We start from the raw sequence: 24046 nt of genomic DNA on the forward strand, positions 1-24046 counted from the left end.
CCAATAAAATGGCCAAATTTACCAAGACTCTGATCGCTGCCGGTCTGCTGGCTGCAGCCGCTACCCCGGCCTTCGCTGCTGACTACAGCGGTGACATCCACAAGAATGACTACAAGTGGATGCAGTTCAACGTTATGCACACCATCGACCAACGTCCTTTCACCACCGGTGCTGAAGATTACAACGACACCTACTTCGAAATGGAATTCGGTGGTCGCTCCGGCCTGTTTGACCTGTACGGTTACGTCGACGTCTTCGATATCTTCGACTCCCGTCACAGCGACAAGCACAAGGGTCAGAACCTGTTCATGAAGTTTGCGCCGCGTATGTCTCTGGATGCGCTGACTGGTAAAGATCTCTCCTTTGGTCCGGTGCAAGAGGTCTACATCGCCTCCCTGAACAACATCGGCGACAACCAGATGGAGAACATGATCGGTCTGGGTGCTGATGTACAAGTGCCTTGGTTCGGCAAAGTGGGCATGAACCTGTATGCTCGTCACGCCACCGAAAACCAGTTCTTCACCGAAGAAGAGGGTGAGTGGAACGGTTACTGGTTCGCCATGAACTGGTTCAAGCCTTTCTACACCTTCAGCAACGGCAGCTTCGTCTCCTACCAGGGCTACCTGGACTACGCCTTCGATCTGGACACCCACAACCGTGCTGACCGTACCAGCGACAACCTGGCTACCTTCCACGGTATCTACTGGCACTCCGATCGCTACGCCGTCGGTTACGGCCTGAAGTACTTCATGGATGCCTACGGCACCAAAGATGGCTCCACTGCCTACGACGGTACCCCGTGGAAGAGCTCTGGCTTCAGCCACTACTTCTCCGTTACCTACAAGTTCTAATAGAACAGGTATCAGGGATACAAAAAACCGGAGCAGCTGCTCCGGTTTTTTTATGGCTTGCTGCCGGCAACAGGGGAGAGCCGCACCCTCCCCCGGCCATCATCAGTCGCGGAAATTCTGGAACTGCATCGGCTGACCCAGCTCGGCGCCGCGCACCAGGGCCATGGTCTCCTGCAGATCGTCACGCTTCTTGCCAGTGACGCGCACTTCGTCACCCTGAATGGCGGCCTGCACCTTGATCTTGGAATCCTTGATCAGCTTCACCAGCTTCTTGGCGATCTCTTTGTCGATCCCCTGCTTGAACTTCACGGTCAGGTGGAAGCGCTTGCCGGAGTGAACGCTGTCACCCACGTCCATGGAGCTGTTCTCGATGTTGCGCTTGAGCAGGGCAGCGCGCAGGATCTCGACCATCTGCTTGAGCTGGAAATCGGCATCGGCCTCCAGCTTGACCTCTTCCTTGTTCAATTCGAAGCTGGCTTCGACACCACGAAAATCGAAACGGGTCGCCAGTTCACGATTGGCGTTGTCGACGGCGTTCAACACCTCGTTCATTTTGACTTCAGAGACAATATCGAATGACGGCATAGTGGGCTCCTCATGTTGCGCTATAAGGGGGCAAATCTACCAGAATTACGGCAAATTTGCTGATTTCGATGGGACTGCTCTGCTAGAATCCCCTGCGCACAGGAATGGCGAGACCCGTTAGAACCTGTTCATGATCTGCCGCAAGAGGTCGTCCGCAAGGTAAGGCGCTGCGCAGGAGCCGGCATGTATATGAATATGTGAGCAACCGGTTCCCTATAAGCAAGTCTCATACAAGCCTTGATCACGACCTCGCAGCAAGATGATGAACTCGTTTCTGGTGTCCGCCAGGCGACATCTTCACTTATCCCCGGCAGGCGGTTGACTGGAATGCAGCCCCTACCTTGATTGAGTCTCTCCATGCCAAGCGGATCACGCGATTACAACCTGACACAAAGTCGACACACCTCCTCCCCCCAATGGACACTGCTGGGCTGCGGCGCCCTGGGCGGCGTCTTCGCCTCCCTGTTGACTCAAAGCGGCCAGGCCACTCGCGTCTTGCTGCGCGAGCGCCACCGTTCCACCCTGCACCCCGGCATCGACTTCACCTCGCTGGAGGGCCACACCCAGCTCATCAACATCGAGCGCGGTTTCATCAGCCAGCCCGGCCAAGTCAAACGGCTGCTGGTGATGACCAAGGCCGGCCAGGTCATCGAGGCGCTGACGCCGCTGGTGGGCCAGCTGGCGACCGACGTGCCCATCGTGCTGCTGCACAACGGCATGGGGATCGCCGAGCAGGTGGTCACCCTGTTCCCGCACAATCCGATCATCGCCGGCGTCACCAGCCACGGCGCCATGCAGAGCGGCCACTTCGTGTTCCGCCACACCGGCAAGGGCGAAACCTGGCTCGGCCCGGTCAACGAGGCGGCCAGAGCCCACGCCGCCCTGGCTGACGATCTGGCGGTGGCCCTAGGCCAAGCCGGCTGGGATGAACAGATCCAGGCGCGCCAGTGGCAGAAGCTGGCGGTCAACTGCGCCATCAACCCGCTCACCGCGCTCTACAAGCTCAAAAATGGCGAGCTGGCCGGTCCGCGTTTTGCCGATGCCCTGCAGCAAATCTGCGTGGAAGTGGCGGACGTGATGCAGGCCGAAGGCCAGCCCACCGGCAGCGACGAACTGCTGCGCCGAGTCATGACGGTGGTGGAGCTCACCGCCGACAATTACTCTTCCATGTATCAGGACATGGAGCAGGGGCGCGAAACCGAGATCGAGGCCATCACCGGCTTCCTGCTGGCCCGGGCTGCCTGCCACGGCATCGCGGTGCCGGTCAATCAGGGTCTCTATCAGGCCATCAAAGAGAAGCAGTGAGCCCGGCGGGCTCGCCAACGCAAGGAGCAACGGATGAGCGTACTGGTACTGGTGGCCCCCGGGTCGGAAGAGATCGAGACGGTCGCCATCGTCGATACCCTGGTGCGCGGGGCCATCGAGGTGGTGCTCGCCTCCTGCTGTCCGGCCGGGCAGCGCCAGATCCACGCCTCCCGCGGCGTACAGCTGGTGGCGGATTGCCACCTCGACGAGCTGGCTGACCAGGTGTTCGAGGCCATCGTCGTGCCGGGCGGCCTGCCCGGCAGCGAGGTTATCCGCGATACGCCGCGCGCCATCGCCCTGCTCAAGGCGCAGGCGGCAGCGCAGCGCTGGCGGGCAGCCATCTGCGCCGCCCCCGCCGTGGTGCTGCAGCACCACAATCTGCTGGGGAATGCCAGCGCCACCTGCCATCCCGCTTTTCAGGCCCGCCTGCCCACGGCGCAGCTCAGTACCGCGCGGTTAGTGACCGATCAGGCCCATCGCCTGATCACCAGCCAGGGGCCGGGCACCGCCATCGAGTTCGCCCTCGAGCTGGTGCGGGTGCTACGCGGTGACGAAGCCGCCCGTGCGGTGGCCGGCCCCATGGTGTTGCCCCCCTCGCTCATGCCCTGAGTGACTCTTCCTTTCGCAATGACAGAGCGCCCCTTGCCGATTGGCAAGGGGCGCTCTGCGTTGGGCGGACCGCTTCGCAGACCGCCGATTCAGACCCGGTTCAACTGAGCATTTCGGGCCTGAGCTGCTCCATCAGCAGGTGGTTGTCGCTGTAATCCACCGGGATGGCCACCACCGCCGGCCCGCTCACCGCCATGGCGGCGCGCAGGGTGGGTCGCAGATCCTCGGCGCAGGTGACGGCAAACCCGGCTGCCCCGAACGACTCGGCATAGGCCTTGAAGTTGATGGGGCCGAAACTCACCCCGGAGCTGCGGCAGTACTTCTTCTCCTCCTGCATCGCCACCATGTTGTAGCCGTTATCGACCCAGATGATGTGCACTATGTTGGACTTGAGCCGCACCGCGGTCTCCAGCTCCATGCTCGACTGCATGAAGCTGCCGTCACCGGACACCGAGATGATCTTCTCCCCCGGCCGCACCATGGCGGCCCCGATGGCCCAGGGCAGCGCCACCCCCATGGTCTGCTGGCCGTTGGAGATGAGCACCTGGCGGGCCCGGAAACTGTACAGATAGCGGGCAATCCAGATGTGGAAGCTGCCCATGTCCACGCACAGGGTCATGTCCTGCCCGATGATGTCCTGCAGCTCCTTGACGATGCGCAGCGGATGGATGGGGGTGCCCCCCAGCCGGCCGGCATGTTCGGCGAGCTGATGGCGCTGGGCACGGATCTCGCCGAGCAGCGCGGTAATGGCCGGATCCCGCGCCAGCGGCTGGTGCAGCATCCGGGTCAGCCGTGCCAGGTTGGCGCTGATGGAACCCACCAGCTCCACCGCCGGGCAGTAGCTGCTGTCGATCTCCGCCGGCAGCGCATCGATGTGCAGCAGCTGGCGCTCGCCGGTGCCATTCCACAGCACGGGGTCGTATTCGATGGGGCTGTAACCGATGCAGACCACCAGATCCGCATCCTGCAACAGCTTGTCCCCCGGCTGGTTGTTGAACAACCCCACCCGCCCGGCAAAGTCGTCGAAATGGTGGGTATCCACCACCCCGGCCGCCTGATAGGTCCCCGTCACCGGTAACCGGCTCTTGTCGAGGAAGGCGCGCACCGCGAGGGAGTTCTCCGGCCGGCTGGCCAGCAGACCGAGCAGCACCACCGGCTTGCGGGCCTGCGCCAGCAGACTCAGCGCCCGATCGATGCCACGCTCGTCGGCCGCTCCCGGCTCCGGGATAGCGCTCGGCACCAGAATGGCGCCGTCGGCCGGCTCATTGATGATGTCCATCGGCAGGCTGACGAAAGCCGCCCCGGGCCGCCCCAGCTCGGCGCTGCGAAAGGCGTTGGCCATCACCTCGGAGAGGGCGGAGCCGGTGCCCACCTGGGCACTGAACTTGGTGACCGGCCGACATAGGCTGACGGTATCCAGGCTCTGGTGGGTCAGCTTGAGGCCGTCAGCCCGCCGCACGGCACCGCCTAGCGCCACCATGGCATCCCCTTCCGAGGTGGCGGTGGCAAGGCCGGTGATGAGGTTGGCACAGCCCGGCCCCGAGGTCACCAGCGCCACCCCGGCCTTGCCGGTCAGCCGGCCGACGGCGGCGGCCATGAAGGCGGCATTCGCCTCGTGACGCACCACTATGGTCTCGATGGGGGAGTCTTCCAGCGCATCGAATACCCTGTCGATCTTGGCCCCGGGAATGCCGAATACCTGTTTGACCCCTTGCGCCTCCAGATGGCGCACCACCAGTTCGGCCCCACAGGCCCAGTGTTGATTTTCCATGATGTCACTCCTTGTTAAGCGAAGGGCTCAGCCTTCTGCGGCGCGGATGGCGCGGTCCAGATCGACGGGATTGAGGTCGGCCTGCTGAAAGGCCGGATTACGGGGCAGCTCGATGTTGAGATGTTGCACCACCGACAGCTGTAGCTGGCCGTGGCCCATGGCGTAGTCAAGGATGTGGCCGCCACCCCGGCGATCCTCGGTGATGAAGTGCTCGTGATAGCCGGCCACGTTGATCCCCTGCACGAAGGGCGGACAACGAAAGCCGACCAGGGTGCCGCGCCGCTGGCTGAACGAGAACAGCGGCTGGGCCTCGATGGCCTCCAGCATGGGCTTGTAGGGGGGACTCTGACAGGGGACGGTGCGCACCTGCGCCTGCTCGAACAGGCCGTCGAGTCGAAAGGCGACGAAGACGTTGTCGGTGCCCACCAACCGATCCACCCACTGGTGGATCTCCTCGCGGCTCAGGGGGTGCTCGAAGCGCCGCTGCAGGCAGGGGCGAAAGTGGGTCATCACCGCAAACGGGGTCTTCTGCTCGGCGCGGGCCGGGCGGGCCGAGCCGTCAGCCTTGAGCTGGTGGATCTGGCGCTCGAAGGCAATCAGCTCGCCGTCGAGCCGGTTGAAGGTCCCGAGGCCGAAGTCACCGTGGCGCAGCAGGTCGGCCATGGTGGTCTCCCCCTCGTAAACCCCCGCCAGCAGGGCACTCATCAGGGAGCTCTGGTAGACCTCGCCGCCCCCCTGGCGAGCCTGCCAGCGGGCAAACTGCTGGCTTATCTCGATGGCGCAGTCACATGATGAATTGGTTTCCATTTGGATTTCACCTCCAATCCTGTTAGGTTGGCAAATCAGGATTCAATAGTGACCAAGATCACAGTTTGATACCAATATCCAAACCCATCAGCTTCGAGACGTACCAGATATGGAATTCCGTTACCTGCGCTACCTGGTGGCCGTGGCAGACAAACAGAGCTTTACCCGCGCCGCCGAGGCGCTGGGCATGGCCCAGCCGCCGCTCAGCCAGCAGATCCGCAAATTCGAACAGGAGGTGGGCACGCCGCTGTTTCACCGGCTGACCCGCAGTGTGGAGCTGACCGAGGCGGGGCTGAGCCTCTATCGGGATGCCAAGGGGATACTGGCGCAGACCGAGCAGGCCATGCAGAAGGCCAAGCGTATCGCTCGTGGCCAGCTGGGTTCGCTGCGCCTCGGCTTTGCCGGCTCCACCGTGCTGCACCCGAGCGTGCTGCAGCTCATCCACGACTTTCGCCAGGCATGGCCGGAGGTCAGCCTGCACCTTATCGAGAACAGCATGCCCAATCTGGTGCGCGATCTGGTGAGCGAGGAGCTGGATGCCGCCATTCTGCGCCTGCCCTGCAGCAGCAGCTCGGCGCTGGCCCACCACCTGATCGACGAGGAGGAGATGCTGATCGCCCTGCCCCCGCACCATCCGCTGGCCGGCAGTGGTGCCATTCCTATCGAGGCGCTGGCGCAGGATCCCTTCATCCTGTTCCCCCGCGAGCTCGGGCCCGGGCTGCATGACGCCATCACCCAGCGCTGCCAGCGGGCCGGCTTCAGCCCCCGTCTCGGCAGCCAGAGCCCGCAGGTGATCTCCACCGTCGGCATGGTGCAGGCCGGCTTCGGGGTCGCCATCATCCCGCGCTCGGTCAGCGAGCTGCATCCCCACGGCGTCAGCTATCACCCCATCGTAGATGAGCCGCTCACCACTCGCATCAGCCTCGCCACCCGCCGCCATCCCCGCCAGAAAAGCCTGCAGCATCTGATTGGGCTGATCCCGCGCCAATAATCACCAGAATAAGACAGAGTGAATCTTGTAGACTTGTAGACTTGTAGACTTGTAGATAAGGGGGATATAGCTAAAAGCAGAAAAGATTGAACTTAGTGGCACGATGAGACGCTGAGTATCCGGCCTGCGCTGAAGGCAGAGCGCACCACAGTCAAGCTGACACCCGATTTATTGATCCGCATCTCAAGGCAAGTACGTTCATCCTCCACTGACAAATTTATAGATAGCTTGTCCCAGATTAATTGCTATAACGATCATATACAAATAGTTAGCGACTTACGTTACGCGGTCGGGTGGCCTTTTATATGTTTTATCTCGACACACCTAATTTGCGCCTTGATTAACTCGATAACTTTATAAAAGTCTGTATTATTGCAATACACATTATCACTATATGATATTTTAAAAGGCGTCAATTCGAATCTCAGTGCATTTTTTTTATTGGAGATAAGCAATATATAATCCCAATCTTTTTTAAACATAGTCTCATGCTCTGACACTTCACGTTTAAAGTCAGTAAAAAATATCGCAAAAAGAGCCATCCCGCCAGCACCGACCAAGGCTAATGGCCCCAACATGGAAACGGCCATCACACATATTGCCATTGCCAACCAAGCAAGACCACGCACTATGGTGTAAGCCATTTCCGGAATAGCCTCCTGATAAGTTACAATCAAGCCTTCTGTCGTTAGTCGGTAATGGTAATCCTTATCCGCCATCACCAAATAACGTAAATAAAATGTCATCACAATAGAAACACCAAGCGCTATATAAAAAAAACTCCAGTCATTACCACCTGTTGAATATACACTCCCGCCCCCAAAGAGAAGCACCATAGAACCGACTACTATTGATATCATTATCCAGGCATACGCCTCTGGCACTCGGATATCCCACTCGTGGAGCGTCGGTGCCTCACGCACCCTTTTTTGATTGGTATCGATAATGCGTTGTTGCTCCTGATGCGGTAGCAGATGGAAGGGGATTTCCTGCTCGCTCACCTCGATTGCCTCATTCACCTTGTCCATCAGTTATTCCCCAACTTACCGACCACCAACGCGGGCATTTAACCCAGATCGCCGCTGCTACTATTCAATATGACAGTACCGCCACTGCTACTACCACCATTGAAAATATACTCCCGCTGAATCATGCCCCCGAGATAGCCCAGTTCCAGCTTGATGGCCGAATTGGTATCCACACCCAGCGACCGGGAATAGACCATGTCATCCCAACGCCCTCGTAGCGTCTCTATCACCTTGGGTTTCATTGCAGCCAGATAACGGCCCAGCTCCTGTTTGGAGCGCGCGGAGATCATTTGGTCAGCACTGGCAAGTGGTTGCAAAGTGACATTTAACCCTATGGGTTGTCCTCGTAAATGGGCAGGGAGTGAGAGTTCCAACTGTCACTAGGAACGACCTGTGTCCATCCAGCCCTAAGGTGCGGTGCGTACCACAGTCAAACTGCCCCCTGGCTTATTGACCAGCATTTCAAAAGGAACCAGATCATCTACGATAGACTGATTGCACCAGAGTTGATTGAAATCACCACTTTTTTGACACCAATAATTTCTCTATAACTGTCACATCTGACAAAAGTATTACTCGAAGGATTTACTTATTGATCTCATCCAGCCTTCTTGGCGTGCCAACATCCAATACACCAACGGGAGCTCTGCGAAGAGATAATTCACTTTTAAACTCTCTATATTCATCACACCCAAGTTCTTTCATTAAACTTGATAAAACCCTATATAGTTCACCTTCATTGCAATATAAATATGAGAACTCGAACCAACTGAATGGAATGATATCAAAGCGAATAAGGCTTCTATTTTTCACAACTTTCACAACATATTTTTTATCTTTATTAAAAACCGTGTATTCAACTGACACTTTCTTTTCGAAGTTAGTAAAAAAAACAGCAAAAAGTGCCATACCACCTGCACCAACCAGTGCTAACGGTCCCAATACAGCCATAGCCATCACGCAAACCACCACCCCAAGCCAAGCCAAGCCACGCACTATGGTGTAGGCCATTTCGGGAATGGCATCTTGATAAGTGGTGATTAAACCTTCTGTCGTTAGCCGATAATGGTAATGCTTATCAGCCATAACCAAATATCGCAAATAGGGAAACATAATCACCCCCACTATAATAAAAACCCAGCCATTGGATGAACTATTCCATAACATTCCCGCACCGATAAGTATAGGTGTACCGATCAACAAAAATATAAAAACAGGAACAAAAGACTCTCTAACCCTTATTTCCCACTCATGTATCGTCGGTGCCTCGCGTACTCTTTTCTGATTGTTAGTGTTGATTTCATGCTGCTCTTCCTGCGATAGTTGATGAAGAGGGGTTTCCTGCTCACTTACCTCAGCCATTGCATTCACCTTATTCATTATTTATTTCCTTGATTGCCAACTACCAAAGCCGGCATTTTTTCCAGTTCACCACTACTTGTATCCAATGTGATGGGGCCGTTGTTATTTCCACTGCCCCTGAAGATAATTTCCCGCTGGACCATACCGCCCATATATCCCAGTTCCAACTTGATGGCACTATTGGTAGCGATACCCAAAGGTAGGGTATAGACCATGTCATCCCAGCAGCCTCGTTGTGTTTCCAGCGTCTTGGGCTGCATCGCAGCCTGATAGCGCGCCAGATCCTCTTTGGAGCGTACCGGCACCATCTGGCCAGCTCTGGCAAGTGGTTGAGAAGTGACATTTAACCCTATTGTGTGTCCTCGCAAATGGGCGGGGAGCGAGAGTTGCAACTGCCACTGGGGGCGACCGGTATCCATCCAGCCCTGAGGCCTGGAGCGCACTACAGTCAGGCTAGCTCCAGGCTTATTGACCAGCATTTCAAAGCGAGCCAGTTCGTCTTCCGAGGACCAATTGGCAGGCTGCTTACCCCAAGTAGATTGTAATAACCACTTCTCCAGATCCGAGCGTTTAAAAATATTGAGCAGCACGGTCAACACCAGATAAGCGGCACCTAGCACAAAGAGTCCAACCAGCATCCAGGGCGCAAAGATCGCTGCGATTGATGAGAAACCCAATCCATTCCCCAGCAGATAGAAGAGCTGTGCGCCAAAGATGATTCCTTGCCCCAGCAATACTCCTGCTTTCATCTGCAAGAGCGTCTTTTCCATATCACTTATCAGGGGATCCTTGCTGGCCTGGAAGGTGTCCCACATCTCTGCCCCGGCAGCCACCATTCCCAATCCAGCAAAAGCTAACATCCGCATAGAGAATGACTTAATCAAAGCTCCACTCTCACTTCCCAGCACATCACTAATAGGCAATGATGTCAGTGTTTTACCGTTAATTACTAGAGGTTTTAGCTTCTCCCATGCAGCCCCCTGATAGAGCGCGGCGATGGCATTGCCCGTCCAGGCGAAGGCAGAGCCCAACTGCATATTTGCCCGCTCCCGACCGATGGACTGGGCGTTTTGCGCCGTCCCTGCGATGACCACTGTCAGATTCCAGAGGTTGAGCAGGGCAACCAGCCCGCCAAAGGTCGCCAGATTGGGAATTCTCTCGTTCATGGCCGTGATGCGTTGATTCACGCCGCTACGCACGCTCGCCAGATAGTCACCAATATATTGTCTGGCTTGTTGCTGGTAGAGATCGCCTTTCAGTTTCACCAGCAGGGGCATTTCGCTGGCAATCAGGGTATCAAGCTGTTGCTGCAAGGTTTTTAGCTGACCGTTGATGGCCTTCACCGTGGTGCTGCGCCCGGGAGGGGGGGAGCTGATGGCCGACATCTCCTTCACAATGATCCAGACCTTCTGCTGGAAGCGGTTGTGGAGCATCCGATAGTCTCGGTTGACCTGCAGCGGCTGGTCGCCGAGCAGGGACTCCAGCAATACGAGCCTGAGGTTGCCCGCCAGGCTGTTCTTCCAGGCATGGGGCAAGATGGCCGCCATGATCTGGGCGTGAGCCCCCTTGGCCATGGATTTTCCAGCCACTTTCATGGCTTCAATGACGGCTTCGATCATCTGGAACCAGGACTTTTGCTTGAATCTCTCATCCCCCAGTAGCATCTCCAGATCAGCCGTTCTGCCAAAGAGGGCTGTCATATCGCCAGAGGAGGTGCTGAGCCAGGCATTGTCTACCGTCAGCTCGCTCAATCCCTTGTGCAACGCGGCATCAAAGCCATAAGGGGCTAGCGCCAGCAAGTTGTCGCGGCTCTTTTCGCCCAGCAGTTTCTCCAGCGCTTTCTTCCTCTCCTCCGTGCGGCAGCTAAGAGAGAGAACCGGCCCGGCCTCGGCAAACAGGGTCTGCAGATAGGCTTGTCCCTTGGGTGTTCTGTTGTCCAGACCAAAGGGCAGCGGATCGGCCTTGAGGCGGGTCACACCGTTGAACAGGTCTTCATGAGCCCGCGTCAGGGCCAGCTCCAGCTCATTGAGTGGCACCTGATACTGCTTGATAAAGGCATTGAGCCCGCTCCAGTTGACCTCATCCTGGAAGGCGGCGCGCTCTTTCCATTGGGAAACCTGTTTTTGGGATGGATTGAAACCATATTGTTCCCGCAAGATTTTCAGCTTCTCATCAGCCCGTTTCTCCATGGGGGAGTTGATCCGCACCATCCCGGGCTCTGCCGTCATGCTCTCCATGTCGGCGAGGTAGCGATCCCCAAGATAATCATCCAGCGCCTCTTCAAAGGCCTGGCTCCTGGCGACATTGCCCCTGACGGAGGCGGGTAACTCCTTCTCGTCGAGCCGCACCCTGGCCAGGTTGCGCGTGACTTCCGCCATCATCAGCTTGTGGCTGTTGACCTTGATGGTGGCATCATCTTTCCCCAGCAGTGCTTCGCGCTTGGCGAGCAGTTGATTGACCTTCATGGAAAGGTCGGCAAGGTCGGCCAGCGGGTCCTCCAGAGCGACCACCATGGCGCTCTTGGGATCCGGTATGCCCGCTTTGTAGGCAGTCGGTGAACTCGCCGGTTTGTGAGCCAGCAACTTGATCCCCTGCTTGTCCTCTTCGGCAGGCTTGGCAAGAGGGGTTGAAGAGAGCACAAATCCCTTGTTGGACATCCCCAGGTCCGCAACCTTGTCGAGCACATCTGGCAGACCGCAATGAGGGGCCTTCATGGTGCTGGCAAAACTGCCCAGTTTCACCTGCCGCATCCAGGTGGTGCGCAAACCGCCGCTTTTTTCCATCTCATGCTTGATGCGCCCCGTCCAGCGCTGGGGAGAATAAGCGAGGGAGAGGGTATGGCTCGCCGGGTAGAGCAGATGCCCCTTGCTTCCCTTGCTCTGGCTGATGAAGGTCGATCCTTTTATCTCGTACTCATCAAATGTCTTGGTCTTTTCGTCATACACATAGAGCCAGCCATCACGCAACTGGCGCAAGGCATAACCGCTCTCTTTCAACTTGAGAGGAACCACAAAGCCTGCTCCGGCGGGGACTGGGTGAGGCTGCTTTTGTGGCGGGGAGAACGGCTCATCCAGGGCATAACGCACCGGGATAATGGCAATCTTCTTGTTCTTGAGCGGACAGACTCCTGCCGGGCTCTTGCTGTCGGTCGTGTTTGCACACTGGGCGGCTTGATTGGGCGTACTCATGCGTCTTGATCCTTGTTGCTCAATGCTGCAGCAAGCTCGGCGGCCTGCTCGATACGTTGCGAAGGGGTCTGGGGCGAACGCTGGGTAATCAACGCCTTGATCCGGGGATGCTCATCTTCATCAAACCAGTCATTGCCGAGATACCCCATCACATTGAAAAACAGCAGCAGATCCCGCTCGCTCTCGAATCCCTGGGCATAGGCGTAATCAGCCCAATGGGCAATCCAGGCAATGGGTTCTGACAGCGTCTGCATGCGAGCCCCAAACCAGGTGTGCATGTGTGCTCTTACCCCATCGAGGGTGTGCAACCAGCTCACCTCTCCCAGACGGCGCCACTGTACGTCGGAAAGTCGCAGGCGATCCCCCGTGGGGGACCCCATTCCAGGCGCGGCAACCTTGTGCTGCCACACCTGCTCCTCCCCCTGCCGGGTCGGGATCCAGACTTGAGCCACCCCCTGCCAAAGCCAGGTTTCATCATCCATAAACAGCCGCCACATGGTCTCCGGCATGGCCAGCTTGAGCAAAATCCTGCTGCCATAGGGACTCTCCACCTCGATAAGCCCACGCAGTCGCTCGGCCAACGGCAACAGAGAAAGAGGGGACGATAACAGGTAACCCCATGATGCATCGCGGTTTTGCATAAACCAATCCAGCAGATTGGGCGTTGCACAGACCAGACAGGGGCTCACTTCTCGCAAGCTGTCCCAGGGGGCGTGAAGGTAAACGGGCTGATAGGAAGGCGATGGATCCTGCTCGAACAACGCGCGCTCCAGCGCGGGAATGCGCGCCCCATCGAGCAACAGATAGAGTTGCTCTCCGCTGTTCAGCTCGATGTCGGGACGCTCTGCGACGAAAGCCATGGCCATCAGCCACCACCCTCCTGTCTGGCCAGTTGCTCACAGATCTCGCACACAGGTTCGGCAGACTTGAGCGTCGCGATCTGACGTGCGGGGTCCATGGGAGGTGGTGGTGCCACCACCTCAACCGCCTCCGGTTGGATCGGCATCTGGCCACCCCAGCCAGAACCAGAACCCGGGCTGCCGCCGGAATTCATCTTGATGGAGCCACCGCTTAGGGTAACGCCACCGGCGTCGAGCTTCACAAAGCTGCCGCCCACCTTGAGGGTCAGCTCGGCACCGGCCTCCATCACGATCTTCATGCCCGCCTTGTGATGTACCTCGCTTCCCGCTTCCACCAGCAGGGATTGCCCCAACTTCTGGTGCAAACTGGCATCCACCGTCAGCGAGTAGTCGGCTTTTATCTGGTCGCGCTTCTCGCCCTCCACTGTCAGGTGGTCATTGGCCTTGATGCGGGTCACCCGCTCATTGTCGATGTCTCTGTGTTCGTCATGCTTGATGTGCCAGGCTGCATCATTTTCGATAAGCACGTTCAGGTCTTTCTGACCGTGGATGTAAATCTCTTCCTGCCCCGCCTGGTCTTCAAAGCGCAGCTCGTTGAAACCCTCCCCCTGATGAGTCTCGGTACGCAGCACGGTGCGGGTCTTGTTGGCTGGCAGCTCATACGGCGGCCGGTTGGTGGCGTGGTAGGTGCGACCGGTGATGATGGGCTGGTCGGGGTCCCCCTCCAGGAAGCTCACGATGACCTCGTGACCGATACGGGGTATCGCCATCATGCCGTACTGACCGCCGGCCCAGCCTTGCGAAACTCGCACCCAGCAGGAGCTCTGGTCGTTGCTCGAGCCGTAGCGGTCCCACGGGAACTGCAGCTTGACCCGGCCGTGCTCGTCGCAGTAAATCTCCTCCCCGTCGGGACCCACCACCATGGCGATTTGCGGGCCATCCACCATGGGCTTATGGGGTGCCTCCGGGCTGCCGATGCGGGCCCGCCAGGTGGTGCTCGCTTTCACTACGCCAAATTCATTGTGATAGACGGTGGGGCCGCTGCCGCCTTCTTCTTCCAAGGCCTGCGGCTGCAAGCCGGTGTGCTGGATACGCACGATTTGCCAGTCGGTGTTGAGGCTGCCGTTGGGGTGTTCGGTGAGCGAGAAGCTCTGCCCCGGCAGCAAGGCGGCGCAGTTGGACTTAGCCAGGCCCGCCACGGCATCGTTGCGCAGCGCATCGAGCCGATGTTGTGCAAAGGCCTTGCCGCTCGGGTCCTGCTTGTAGCGGCCCGGATAGTCGAAGTGCTGGTAGGTATCGCGCTGGTGCTCGAGCTCAGCGCCCTGCTTTTTGTGAGAGAGGCCGTAGGCAGGCGTCTTGAAGCTGTAGTCTTTGAGCTCCACATCCGATGGGCGCACCGCCTCGCGGTAGTGGAACTGGCGCACATAGGGGCCTTGCTCGAGGGAACGGTTGCCGAGGTTGAAGAAGAGCTCGGGGCCTTGAGTCAATGCTGCGGCATCGTCAGCAAACACGATGCGGTGCTTGCCCGCTTCAAACTCGTGGAAGTAGAACATCCCCTCTTCGGCGGCGAGGCGATTTACGAAATCGAGGTCGGTCTCGCGATACTGAACGCAGTATTCCCGCTTGGCATGCTCGTTTTTCAGGGCAAAGGCGTAGTCGGTGATGCCGTGTTCTTGCAAGAGGATACTGAGGATTTCATCGGGCTTCTGCGCCTGGAAGATGCGGGAGTTCTGGCGCAAAGAGAGCCGCCACAGGGCCGGCTGCACCAGCAGCTGATAGCGGGTGCGGCGAAAGCCGCTATCACCCTGCGCAAAGTCACTGACCACCCCGCACACCCGGCGCTGCAGCTCGCCGTTGTACCACACCAGCAGCTCGCAGGGCTGGTCCAGCACGGTGCCAAAGTCGATGTCGGGCTGGGGACTCGCCAACTCCAGGCGCAGGTTGAACGGCCGGTTTAGCCCTTCCTCCAGTGCAAACTCGGCCACCACGAAGGTGCTCTCGGGCAGGGCCCCTACCTTGACGGTAAATTGTAATCCTGTGCTGTCTGCCATGAAGCGCTCCTTAACCTGCCTGTCCGCTGCCTGAACCAATCACCACGCCGCCGCAGCCGACGGCGGTACCGGTCACAGTGATGGGTTGGCCGCCACACCGCAAAGTACGCTGGCGACCAGAGTTGCTGCGCGGGCGGAGGGGTTTGTCGGATTTATCGTAAGGGGCCAGCGGCTCGTCCTGCCGGGACGCCAATTTGCTACCGAGAAAACGCTCAGAGCTGACTGAAATCACGGGAGATGGGAAAAGCCCATCGCGCTCGATGGGCACGTCACCGGACGATGCAATGGTGGAACACATGACGACTGGCCTCTGTTGTGCTTTGCCATAAGGTCGCCTCGCAGCCATATGGCAAAACACAAAAGCTCCGACCGCATCCAGTTGAACAGGTCGGAGAAAACTTGCACGGGCCTGACGACAGCTGACACTGCCATCGTCAGGCCATGGGGTGCACTACAAGGAATAACGGCAAATAAGAGATCGAGAGTTAGGCCTCGATCGGTGCGCGCCAGTCATCTGCACCGGAAGTACCGGCAACGGTGTGCTCCCAATCGATCTTGCGGTAGGCCATGGAGACCTGGATCAGCTGGGTGAAGTCAGACTTCGCCGGATCCTGGCAGTGCGGCATCTGGCAGTCGATGTCAACGATGGTGGCATCGGTCAGCACGGTAGAGAAGAAGTGCTCCTGCTTGCCCTCGACAGAGGTGCGGTACCACTTCAGGGTCACTTTCGGCAGCATTTCGCCGGACGCCAGCGAGTTGTACATCAGCGGCACGGCCTTGTTCAGCGCAACGGTGAACTTGAACGGTTTGTGGACACGCTGACCCGCAGGCTGACCGGATTGCGGGTCAGTCGGCACGGTCACGACGTGCTGAAACTCTTGTACCAGCATCTCATCTTCGTGACCCTGCACGAAAATGTTGCCGACGGAATCGGAAGTGAAGGCACCAGCGGTGATATTGCCCTGGGTTTTACCTTCGATGCTGATATAACATGGAGTTGGCATGAGTTTGCTCCTGATTGGTTGCACGGTAATGACACTCGACCGAACCAGTTAGCAGCGACCATGCCACTCTTTTTTATATTTATTTTTCAAAGACTTAAGAAAAAAATAAGCAGTCCTGCCGGATACATGGCGCAAAAAGTTGCAACCAGCAGACTATTGCACCATTAGTTCTTGCACTCGCAGTGGAACATCTCGCCACCTACGCAACAAGTTGCTTGAAACAAACATAATCACTGCTTTTCATCCACATTGGCGACCAACGCCATCTCCACGTTCAACCTGACCATCCCCTGCTTCAATGCCCATGAAATGGCCTGGCTCTTGCTGCTGGCCCCCAGCTTGCTGACCACATTGTTCAGATGAAACGTCACGGTACGGGGAGTGATCCCCAGGATCTGGGCAATATCGCTCACCTGCTTGCCCTCCGCCGCCCAGCGACACACCTCCAGCTCCCGCAAACTCAACGCATCGTGCGGTGACAGACCCGCCAGACAGACCCGGGCCACCGCCTCGAAAATATGCATGGAGAGCCAGCTGATAAAAGGCACTGCAGAGAGCCATTGCTGGCGGCTACGAGGCGTACTGGTAATAAAAGAGAGCAGGCCGACATGACCGTTGGCACCGTGCCAGGGCAGGGTGATGCCATCACAAATGCCGTACTCGCTGGCCAGCTGCATCACCTCCCGGCCCTGCTCATCACAATGCTCCTCATTCTTCACCACATCGGCCCACAGAATAGGGGTGCTCCTGGTCATGGCGCACTTGACGATGGGGTCGATGGCAAAGAAGCCGCTGCTGGTGTAGGTATCCACCCAGGCCTGCGGACAGCCGTTGAAAATGATGACATCCGGGCGCTGGATGGTACTGGGAAAGATCAAGGCCAAGCGAAAATAGTCGAATCCCATGCGACCGCTAAGCTCGCGCAGCAGGGTCACTATGGTGCGCTCGTCAGCGGCCGTCTCGAACTGGCCGATGAGATCCAGCGCATGCAGAGTATTCATCTCTGGGGTATGAGGATTGTGCACAAGGTAAGCTAGCCAAACATGGAAACATGCTAAATGTTAACAAGCGTCAATAGATGACACACCCCGGCAGGTCTAAAAATCAGAACTCTCCCACACTTTATGCTAGTGAAGAGAAAAATTTGTAATAAAACACTACAAAAAAGTCAGAAGTCTCGTGGCATCCTAGCCTAAGGCACCGGTGGAGAGGCCGTTCTTGCTTCCCCCTCGCTACCGGCCAGTTGGGTGTGCAACCCCGGATATCAAGACCCTGCTGGCTGGCAAGACGCCGGTCTGTTGAACTACACGTTCATAGCCACAGTTGCTCTTCTGACGGCTGGTATTGACGTAGTCAGAAGCATTCATAGTGTCAAAGGTAAAGCTGCCGCCAGCCGAGATACCACTCTGCTGACTCTGGTAGCAATCTTTATTCTGCTACCTTGTCTCCTTTATCCATACTCTCTGCATGGTTCTATCCCGCCCCTCTTTGAGGGTCAGGATATCACCGGGTGTATTATTAGTTTCGATGTAGCACTCAGTGTTACCCAGATTCTTGCCTTTGGCGACATTAAGATTGGCTAACACGCTGAAACTGCCGCCTCTTTACTAACGCCGATTACGCTTCGCTAGTCGAGTCTACAGCCCAACATTGATTATTTGTATAGAAGTTCATCCAACACACGACTCACAGTACCCTTATTTAAAATTGTTTTTTTAGCTGTATTCCCATAATCAGAGCTATATATTAGAAATTCACTTTCATTACTTCCTAAATAATAAAAAAGATAAAATCCTGCATCAGCAACCTCAGGGGGACTCAAAAAACCCCAACCTTATTTGAATCAGGTAAATCCAGATCCTCAGGATCGCAATCAAGTAGGATTCCATGTGAATGAGCTAATAACTTTAATAAAGCATGATCAGTTATTGATATATCTAACCCTTCATCTTGACTATCAATCACTTCTTGATGAGTATCCTTCAAATAATTCACAGCCATAGATAATGTATAATTAGACCCTTTTGATGGATAAATTTCATCTTCGATAAAAAAAATGAAGATTCCAAATTCCCAGTGTCCATTATCTGTCTTTTCCAAAAGCTCATAAAAAACAGCAAACTCAAAAGGTTGACCGAAAATCATTCCTTCCCCTTTAACTCTTTAATTTCTTTATTGAAAGAGCCGAGCTCTCTATTCCCCAGTGCATTTTTTCCATCACCAGAGCTTCCACTCCAGTGGTAAGTGCCGGTACCATCTTTACTTGTATTAAAAAATCTATGTATATTCCCATCGTTATCAATAGACAGTCTTACTTTCGGATCCTTCGTTGCAATAGAATGCTCAAATAAATCCATGTAATTTTTCAGCTCAATACCTGCATTAGGTCTAAAACCTGGAGCTCCAGGTGTATGCTTAGTGTTAGACTCAACCTTGAACCCATTACTAGCAATGATTGGTTCTGGAATCGGCAGTCTATTATCTACTCGCTCAGATAAATATAAAAGATCATCCTTGCTGGTTGCTTCCGAGAGCGGTGTCACAGTCGTACTACTACCAACATCTGGTTTACTATCGGTATTTCCAGTGTTAGTTATACTATCTGCATTCGGTTTATCATTACCAGTGTGGGTCAACACCAAAGTTGAATCTACTTTTGGATCCCGTCCTGTGTGCTGAGGTAATTTAAATTCCCCATCAAGCTGATTACCTCCGGTATGTAAACCGTACTTATCTTGTAGGGAAATGATATATTTTTCTGTGATCTCATCATTTCCCATCATAGACAAAGTAATAAGATGATCCAACTCATCTGACGACATTTTGTCGGCAACATTTTTAATAGCGACACCGGCTAAACCAACAATCCCTGCCTTTATCGAAATCTCGATGATCTGCTCTGCAACCTTTGTACGACATGGTGATGCGATAGCACAACCTTCAACCAATTCTTTAGCCAGCAGATTGTTCTCCACCACCGTCTTGCCGGTCTGGGCACTACCCAAAGCACTGGCGGTGCTATCGCCGGTCAAACCACCCGCCAATCCAGCAGCCAAAGTCGCCAAGGTGGAGACGGTCTCCTTCTCTCCCTCTGTCAGCTGGCTGGCTTCTTTGTGGTAAAGCTCGGTCGCCATCATGCCGGCCAACTCACCAGTCGCGGCGCCGGTGGCACTGACCATGGCATTCTTGTTCTGGGCGGCGGCCAGCGCCCCCTGTACCAACGCGTGTGCCATCACACGGGACGGACCATCATCGGTTTGTTGCTTGACCATCTGGGCCAGGTAGGGGACGGCGGCACCAGCTGCGGCCTGAGTCAGGTCGCCCCCCGCCAAGCCTTGCAGTGCCGCCGTCGCTGCCTGCATACCGCGCTGGAAGTCGCTGCCCACGCCCCATTTCTCCTGCAGCGCCTTGTACTCCTTGCTGTTGGCGTACTCGGGATCATCCTTGGCCTTTTCATTGGCTGCAGCCAGATGGTGGCTGACCACCATCTGGGTCGCCTGCTTCCCGACCTCACCAATCAGCTGGGCCTCCTGCATCCTTGCCAGCTCTTTTTGCTTGTCAAAAATGGGAGAAAGCCTGTTGACCGCCAGGGTGGGATCACGATGCAAACTCACCAGATCCTGTTGCTGGCCAGCTGTATTGCGGATCTCGATATCACCCGCCCCGATTGAGGCGAAGGTAGTCGAGCTAGCGCTGCCGCTGCTGTTGCTGTTGCTGTTGCTGCCACCGAGCGAAGTCATAGCCGCAATGCTGGAGAAACCCTTGGTGCTATCACCACTGCCACTGATCCCCACGCTCTGGCTTTCAACCTTGTATTCGGCACGGTTGACCAGATCGTTCCAGCCCAGCGTACCGGTAGACAGATGGTTCTTGCCGGCATCCTCGCTACCCGCCAGCACGACGCCATTGAGCTGGGTATGTTCGCCCACCCGGACATCAAAACCCTGTTTGCCGGCAAAGACGCCGGTCTGCTCTACCACGCTCTCAAAGTCACTGTTGATCTTCTGACGGCTGGCATTGACGTAACCAGAAGCAGTCATGCTGCCAAAGGTAAAGCTGCCGCCCGCCGAAATGCTGCTCTGCTGGCTCTGGTAGTGATCGTTATCCTGTTGGCTGATCAGGGCCATGTTGTAGCCGATGTCGGAATCAACCTTGTTACCACTGACCTGATCGCCCAACAATTACGTGGCATCCCACACCCTCTTTGAAAACGCCCGATTACGCTTTGCTAGTCGAGCCTATATCCCAGCACTCATAATACATTCGTTATTGATTGAAATTTAATTTCACCTGTTCACCATGCCTATAGGATATGATTAATGTTCTCCAATTATCACCTCTAGAAATAGAGTTCCCTTTAAGCTTCATCATTATGCCAAGCACTTCAGCATTATTAATATCCCTCTTTGCATCAGTAGTTATCACCCCTTCATTCTCCACAGTTAAAACAGCATCTATATATCCATCACCAATATCAATTTTATAAGAGAAAAAATCATACCCATCAACAATCCCTTCATCAACAATTGCAAACAGCTTGTTAGCCAAAGTAAAGTCTTCAGTTATCATTTTGATGTCCCCGGCGATTTTCCGGCCTCATTTAAAAAGGTTCTTTCAGTAACAACACCATCGATTTTAAATGTCACGGTCAAAGCTGTCGGTCTAACTGACTCAGGTTATCTCTCACAAAAACCACCTTAGTCTGGCCCACAGTTTTACTTGGATCATCAAGTGCTCGTTTTATTTCATTTTCATAGAAAACCTTATATTCAGAATTGTTAAAATTCTTATCCTGAGGAAATAAATTATAACTATCGCATGTTCCACCCTGGCTACAGGCTTGAACATGTCCCCCGACATCGCACACAGCGGCCCACCACGTGGTAGTAAGGCGTATCTGCAGGCTGATTTGGCGTGAACGGGCGATGGTCATGGCGAGTTCCCTCTGCGTTGTCGCTTAAGCCAAGCAAACCACTACGCCCCGTCAAAATGGTGGGTGTCCCAGAATCTTAATCGAACCGGCCCTACATCTGTCGAATCTCTGATAGTAAGATCCAAAATTCTTTTTCTATCATTTCGAACTCTGGCCCATCCTCCATCGCGATCAGCGATAACAATACCATATCTAAATTCTCTGTGAGGGAGAGCTCTGGATCCTGATAAATACTAAATGCCTCTTTTGATATTTTAAAAACATCAAATCCACCGACAGCTGTTTTTTCAAGCCTATCGACCACTATGTATCCTAGAGTCATTGTTGTCCCCGACTCTTCAATTCAGCTCCCGTTGGAGGGTAATGCTGAGCGTCAACTGGCTGTCCATTAATACTCTTTGGGTGGACACGAATTACACTTCCTGAATGATGATCACTCTCCATCCATTGCCTCGTATTACCAGTTTTAGGGTTGAACTCCGCAAAAAGATAGGTTCTTCGGATAGCAACCTCTGCTCTGGCAGTAACTTCTAGCATAGAATATCTAACACAACCATTAGTCATTCTTTATTAATGGCTGTGCTTTTTAAGTTCTTATAGAAATCTAGAGCATCCATCAATTTTACTCCCCCCCCTTAAACAACTAACTTTATAAAAAGCATTAACAAAACATGTATAGTTGTAGCGACAACATACTAACAGCATGCTGATTAATTAGCATGAAGGTGCGAGCGACTTTTTCGCACCTTCAGTAAGAAGGGTCTAGGCTCTACTGCCCCTAAATAAAAGAATTATACAACCTGATATCCCAATAATCACACCGAGCGCAACGCCCTTGGATGCAAAAAATAAATACTCATTCAAAACATTAAAAGTGTGACCATATCTAAAATAGATATAAATATCAATAAGGATGCCAGCAAACCCTGCCAATATAGGTGTAAAAAACATCGAAGTGGCAATCACCCCTATACATCTTGCAACAAAAATGAAAATTCTACTTTTTAAATTCATCTTTAATTTTTTCCTCTCCTACCTTAGATGTCCATTCTGAAGGAACAGAGCTTACAACGTTCCCTGTAGTGCTGGGAGTAATATTGCTGGCAGGTTGCTTGGTTATTCCAAGCCCTATATCTATCCACTCGTAATTTTTATAACTTGGGTTCATCTTAATATCCAGCGGTATCTCTATTAACTTTCCTAAACCATATCCTAATCCAGCACCAACCCCACTTGAAACTCCACCATTTAAAGGATCTTCCCCTTTGAGGTAACTCATATAAGCGCCACCGGCTCCGTTCGCACCGACCGTTGACCAGAATCCCCAGCTAACAGTACCCGCGCTCAGGTAAGCAGAAAATACATCTTCTCTTGCATCGACTTTACTGATATCCCAATTATTGTCCCACAACTGGAAACCTGTACTTGCTGAGCCACCGATGCCTGCCGCGAGCAACAGCTCTGATGAAAGTCGTGGTAAGCCTACGAGGCCAAAACCCGCTATTGCTACATTTTTACACTCTGGTGATTCACCACAAGATTTAAACTCCTTTTGTTTCTCATCCATTAACTTGGCATATTCTCTGGATAACGAGCTTTGAGTGCAGCCAATGCATAGGCATGATTATTGTAACGTTCTGCTGTCTCCGCCCTGTCAGCCCCGGTATCAAACTGGTTTTAATCGCCTGTCACCGCCCCCGCCGCAAACTGCCGCCGGTAATCTCGGCGATGGCACAGCTAGTCACCCCATGGGCAGCGATTTTCCCTGCCTCTGCCAACGGGCTGTTGGCCATCTCAAATTTAACAAAAAGGTGGGCATCCCAGATTTCCTTCTGGGATTTCAAAATTCATATATACTTTATCTCACTCTTTTTTTTCACTTTTTTTAAAGAGAGATACAACAAAAACATATATTGATATCGATGTTCCCGCTATAAAACCAAATATAACCGCCCGTTCAACCTCTCCTTTAGGAACAAGAAACTCGCCTTCTTTAAAATAAAAAGAAATGGAGCTTGCCCCTCCAATTAAAAAACATAAAAGGACACAAAAAAAACATGAGTAAAGCCATAACCCAAGATAACACTTCATTTCATGACCTCTTTTTTTCAACTCTCTCTAAAAGCAACTTATTAGAGAGCCCAGTAAAAAACTCACCACCAAGACTGCCTGTTGTTTCAAAAAAAACCTGGTATTTTGTCTCTCTTTAGGATTTTATTAGAAAGCCCAGGCATATACTTTCCATATGCGCCCCCCCAAGGCAGCTCCGACCCCGGAAACACCAGCTTTATCAATACTAAAATCATCTAAAATAAGAGACACCCCAATAGCTACACCTATATTTTCCTTTATACCCCTACCAGGAGCCAACGCTCCTGCAAATACTGCATTAGCACTTCCCAAATAATCCCGAGATTTATTTTCATTGCCAGGCAGACTAAGGTCATACCACTGATATGCTGCATTAGCTATAGTTGATATTGATGATCCTGCGAAAACACTCTCGACTGCTGCTGCAGGTCAAAAATATGCGGCACCGACAATATAGGCACTTGTTTTAAGTGTTTCCTTTAGCGTTTCTTTCTTAGCCTCTTCATCAGCATTTTTAATTATGGTTTCAAGTCCTCTATTCACATCGGCCATCTTCGCTTCAGCAGCTAAGTTAAACATATGCTGAAGACTATTGTAACGATACACAGTC

Annotated in this window: 25 protein-coding genes; 4 read left to right on the forward strand and 21 right to left on the reverse strand. The window is 54.2% G+C overall.

Features of this window, described 5'->3' with window-relative positions:
- The first annotated feature begins 8 nt into the window (after positions 1–8).
- A complete protein-coding gene (locus C2U40_RS15925; RefSeq protein ID WP_011705056.1) occupies positions 9–851 on the forward strand; it encodes a nucleoside-specific channel-forming Tsx family protein in 843 nt (280 codons plus the stop codon).
- 102 nt (positions 852–953) lie between these two features.
- On the opposite strand, the gene C2U40_RS15930 is transcribed toward C2U40_RS15925, so the two are convergent.
- Entirely contained in the window at positions 954–1436 is a 483-nt protein-coding gene (locus C2U40_RS15930; RefSeq protein ID WP_016349839.1) for a YajQ family cyclic di-GMP-binding protein, read from the reverse strand.
- Between the two features lie 357 nt (positions 1437–1793).
- Between C2U40_RS15930 and C2U40_RS15935 the strand changes: the two genes are divergently transcribed.
- Positions 1794–2741: a ketopantoate reductase family protein gene (locus C2U40_RS15935; protein WP_103827254.1), complete on the forward strand. Its 948-nt coding sequence runs from the start codon at positions 1794–1796 to the stop codon at positions 2739–2741.
- 33 nt (positions 2742–2774) lie between these two features.
- Complete coding sequence (locus tag C2U40_RS15940; protein ID WP_103827255.1) at positions 2775–3350, forward strand: DJ-1 family glyoxalase III; 576 nt, start codon at positions 2775–2777, stop codon at positions 3348–3350.
- Between the two features lie 100 nt (positions 3351–3450).
- Here C2U40_RS15940 and alsS read toward each other — a convergent pair whose 3' ends face one another.
- A complete protein-coding gene (gene alsS, locus C2U40_RS15945; protein ID WP_073349178.1) occupies positions 3451–5121 on the reverse strand; it encodes an acetolactate synthase AlsS in 1671 nt (556 codons plus the stop codon).
- A gap of 27 nt (positions 5122–5148) precedes the next feature.
- Positions 5149–5928, reverse strand: coding sequence for an acetolactate decarboxylase (gene budA, locus C2U40_RS15950; RefSeq protein ID WP_103827256.1), 780 nt, complete (start codon positions 5926–5928; stop codon positions 5149–5151).
- Between the two features lie 109 nt (positions 5929–6037).
- Here budA and C2U40_RS15955 point away from each other — a divergent pair, with 109 nt between their 5' ends.
- Complete coding sequence (locus tag C2U40_RS15955; protein ID WP_103827257.1) at positions 6038–6919, forward strand: LysR family transcriptional regulator; 882 nt, start codon at positions 6038–6040, stop codon at positions 6917–6919.
- A gap of 281 nt (positions 6920–7200) precedes the next feature.
- Here the strand turns inward: C2U40_RS15955 and C2U40_RS15960 are convergent, their stop codons facing one another.
- The 18 genes from C2U40_RS15960 to C2U40_RS26185 form a co-directional block, all read right to left on the reverse strand.
- Entirely contained in the window at positions 7201–7947 is a 747-nt protein-coding gene (locus C2U40_RS15960; RefSeq protein WP_103827258.1) for a hypothetical protein, read from the reverse strand.
- Positions 7948–7985: 38 nt separating this feature from the next.
- Complete coding sequence (locus C2U40_RS26165; RefSeq protein WP_146054353.1) at positions 7986–8321, reverse strand: hypothetical protein; 336 nt, start codon at positions 8319–8321, stop codon at positions 7986–7988.
- Between the two features lie 211 nt (positions 8322–8532).
- Positions 8533–9327, reverse strand: coding sequence for a hypothetical protein (locus tag C2U40_RS15970; protein WP_103827260.1), 795 nt, complete (start codon positions 9325–9327; stop codon positions 8533–8535).
- Entirely contained in the window at positions 9327–12497 is a 3171-nt protein-coding gene (locus C2U40_RS15975) for a T6SS effector BTH_I2691 family protein (RefSeq protein WP_103827261.1), read from the reverse strand. Before C2U40_RS15975 ends, C2U40_RS15970 begins: the two co-directional genes overlap by 1 nt.
- A complete protein-coding gene (locus tag C2U40_RS15980) occupies positions 12494–13363 on the reverse strand; it encodes a DUF4123 domain-containing protein (protein ID WP_103827262.1) in 870 nt (289 codons plus the stop codon). Before C2U40_RS15980 ends, C2U40_RS15975 begins: the two co-directional genes overlap by 4 nt.
- Positions 13363–15408, reverse strand: coding sequence for a type VI secretion system Vgr family protein (locus tag C2U40_RS15985; RefSeq protein WP_103827263.1), 2046 nt, complete (start codon positions 15406–15408; stop codon positions 13363–13365). Before C2U40_RS15985 ends, C2U40_RS15980 begins: the two co-directional genes overlap by 1 nt.
- 10 nt (positions 15409–15418) lie before the next feature.
- A complete protein-coding gene (locus C2U40_RS26740) occupies positions 15419–15706 on the reverse strand; it encodes a hypothetical protein (protein ID WP_103827294.1) in 288 nt (95 codons plus the stop codon).
- Positions 15707–15893: 187 nt separating this feature from the next.
- Entirely contained in the window at positions 15894–16412 is a 519-nt protein-coding gene (hcp1, locus tag C2U40_RS15995; RefSeq protein ID WP_005332563.1) for a type VI secretion system effector Hcp1, read from the reverse strand.
- Between the two features lie 230 nt (positions 16413–16642).
- A complete protein-coding gene (locus C2U40_RS16000) occupies positions 16643–17413 on the reverse strand; it encodes a LuxR family transcriptional regulator (protein ID WP_181014744.1) in 771 nt (256 codons plus the stop codon).
- A gap of 653 nt (positions 17414–18066) precedes the next feature.
- The gene (locus C2U40_RS27015) at positions 18067–18234 is read right to left on the reverse strand and encodes an Imm42 family immunity protein (RefSeq protein ID WP_146054354.1); all 168 of its coding nucleotides are present in this window, start codon (positions 18232–18234) and stop codon (positions 18067–18069) included.
- On the reverse strand, positions 18231–18557 hold the full coding sequence (locus C2U40_RS16010; protein ID WP_103827265.1) for an Imm42 family immunity protein: 327 nt from the start codon (positions 18555–18557) through the stop codon (positions 18231–18233). The genes C2U40_RS27015 and C2U40_RS16010 overlap by 4 nt, the downstream gene beginning before the upstream one ends.
- The gene (locus C2U40_RS16015) at positions 18554–20593 is read right to left on the reverse strand and encodes a VENN motif pre-toxin domain-containing protein (protein WP_103827266.1); all 2040 of its coding nucleotides are present in this window, start codon (positions 20591–20593) and stop codon (positions 18554–18556) included. Before C2U40_RS16015 ends, C2U40_RS16010 begins: the two co-directional genes overlap by 4 nt.
- A gap of 85 nt (positions 20594–20678) precedes the next feature.
- On the reverse strand, positions 20679–20981 hold the full coding sequence (locus C2U40_RS16020; protein ID WP_103827267.1) for a hypothetical protein: 303 nt from the start codon (positions 20979–20981) through the stop codon (positions 20679–20681).
- A gap of 79 nt (positions 20982–21060) precedes the next feature.
- Positions 21061–21345, reverse strand: a complete 285-nt coding sequence (locus C2U40_RS26175) for a hypothetical protein (RefSeq protein WP_146054355.1) — start codon at positions 21343–21345, stop codon at positions 21061–21063.
- A 91-nt stretch (positions 21346–21436) separates the two neighbouring features.
- A complete protein-coding gene (locus C2U40_RS16025) occupies positions 21437–21649 on the reverse strand; it encodes a hypothetical protein (protein ID WP_181014745.1) in 213 nt (70 codons plus the stop codon).
- A gap of 693 nt (positions 21650–22342) precedes the next feature.
- Entirely contained in the window at positions 22343–22912 is a 570-nt protein-coding gene (locus tag C2U40_RS26180; protein ID WP_146054356.1) for a hypothetical protein, read from the reverse strand.
- A 296-nt stretch (positions 22913–23208) separates the two neighbouring features.
- Entirely contained in the window at positions 23209–23436 is a 228-nt protein-coding gene (locus C2U40_RS16030; RefSeq protein WP_103827268.1) for a hypothetical protein, read from the reverse strand.
- A 429-nt stretch (positions 23437–23865) separates the two neighbouring features.
- Complete coding sequence (locus C2U40_RS26185; protein WP_158656447.1) at positions 23866–24042, reverse strand: hypothetical protein; 177 nt, start codon at positions 24040–24042, stop codon at positions 23866–23868.
- Positions 24043–24046 lie beyond the last annotated feature (4 nt).

The sequence above is a fragment of the Aeromonas sp. ASNIH4 genome (genome assembly GCF_002934425.1).
GTDB classification, from domain to species: Bacteria; Pseudomonadota; Gammaproteobacteria; order Enterobacterales; family Aeromonadaceae; genus Aeromonas; species Aeromonas hydrophila.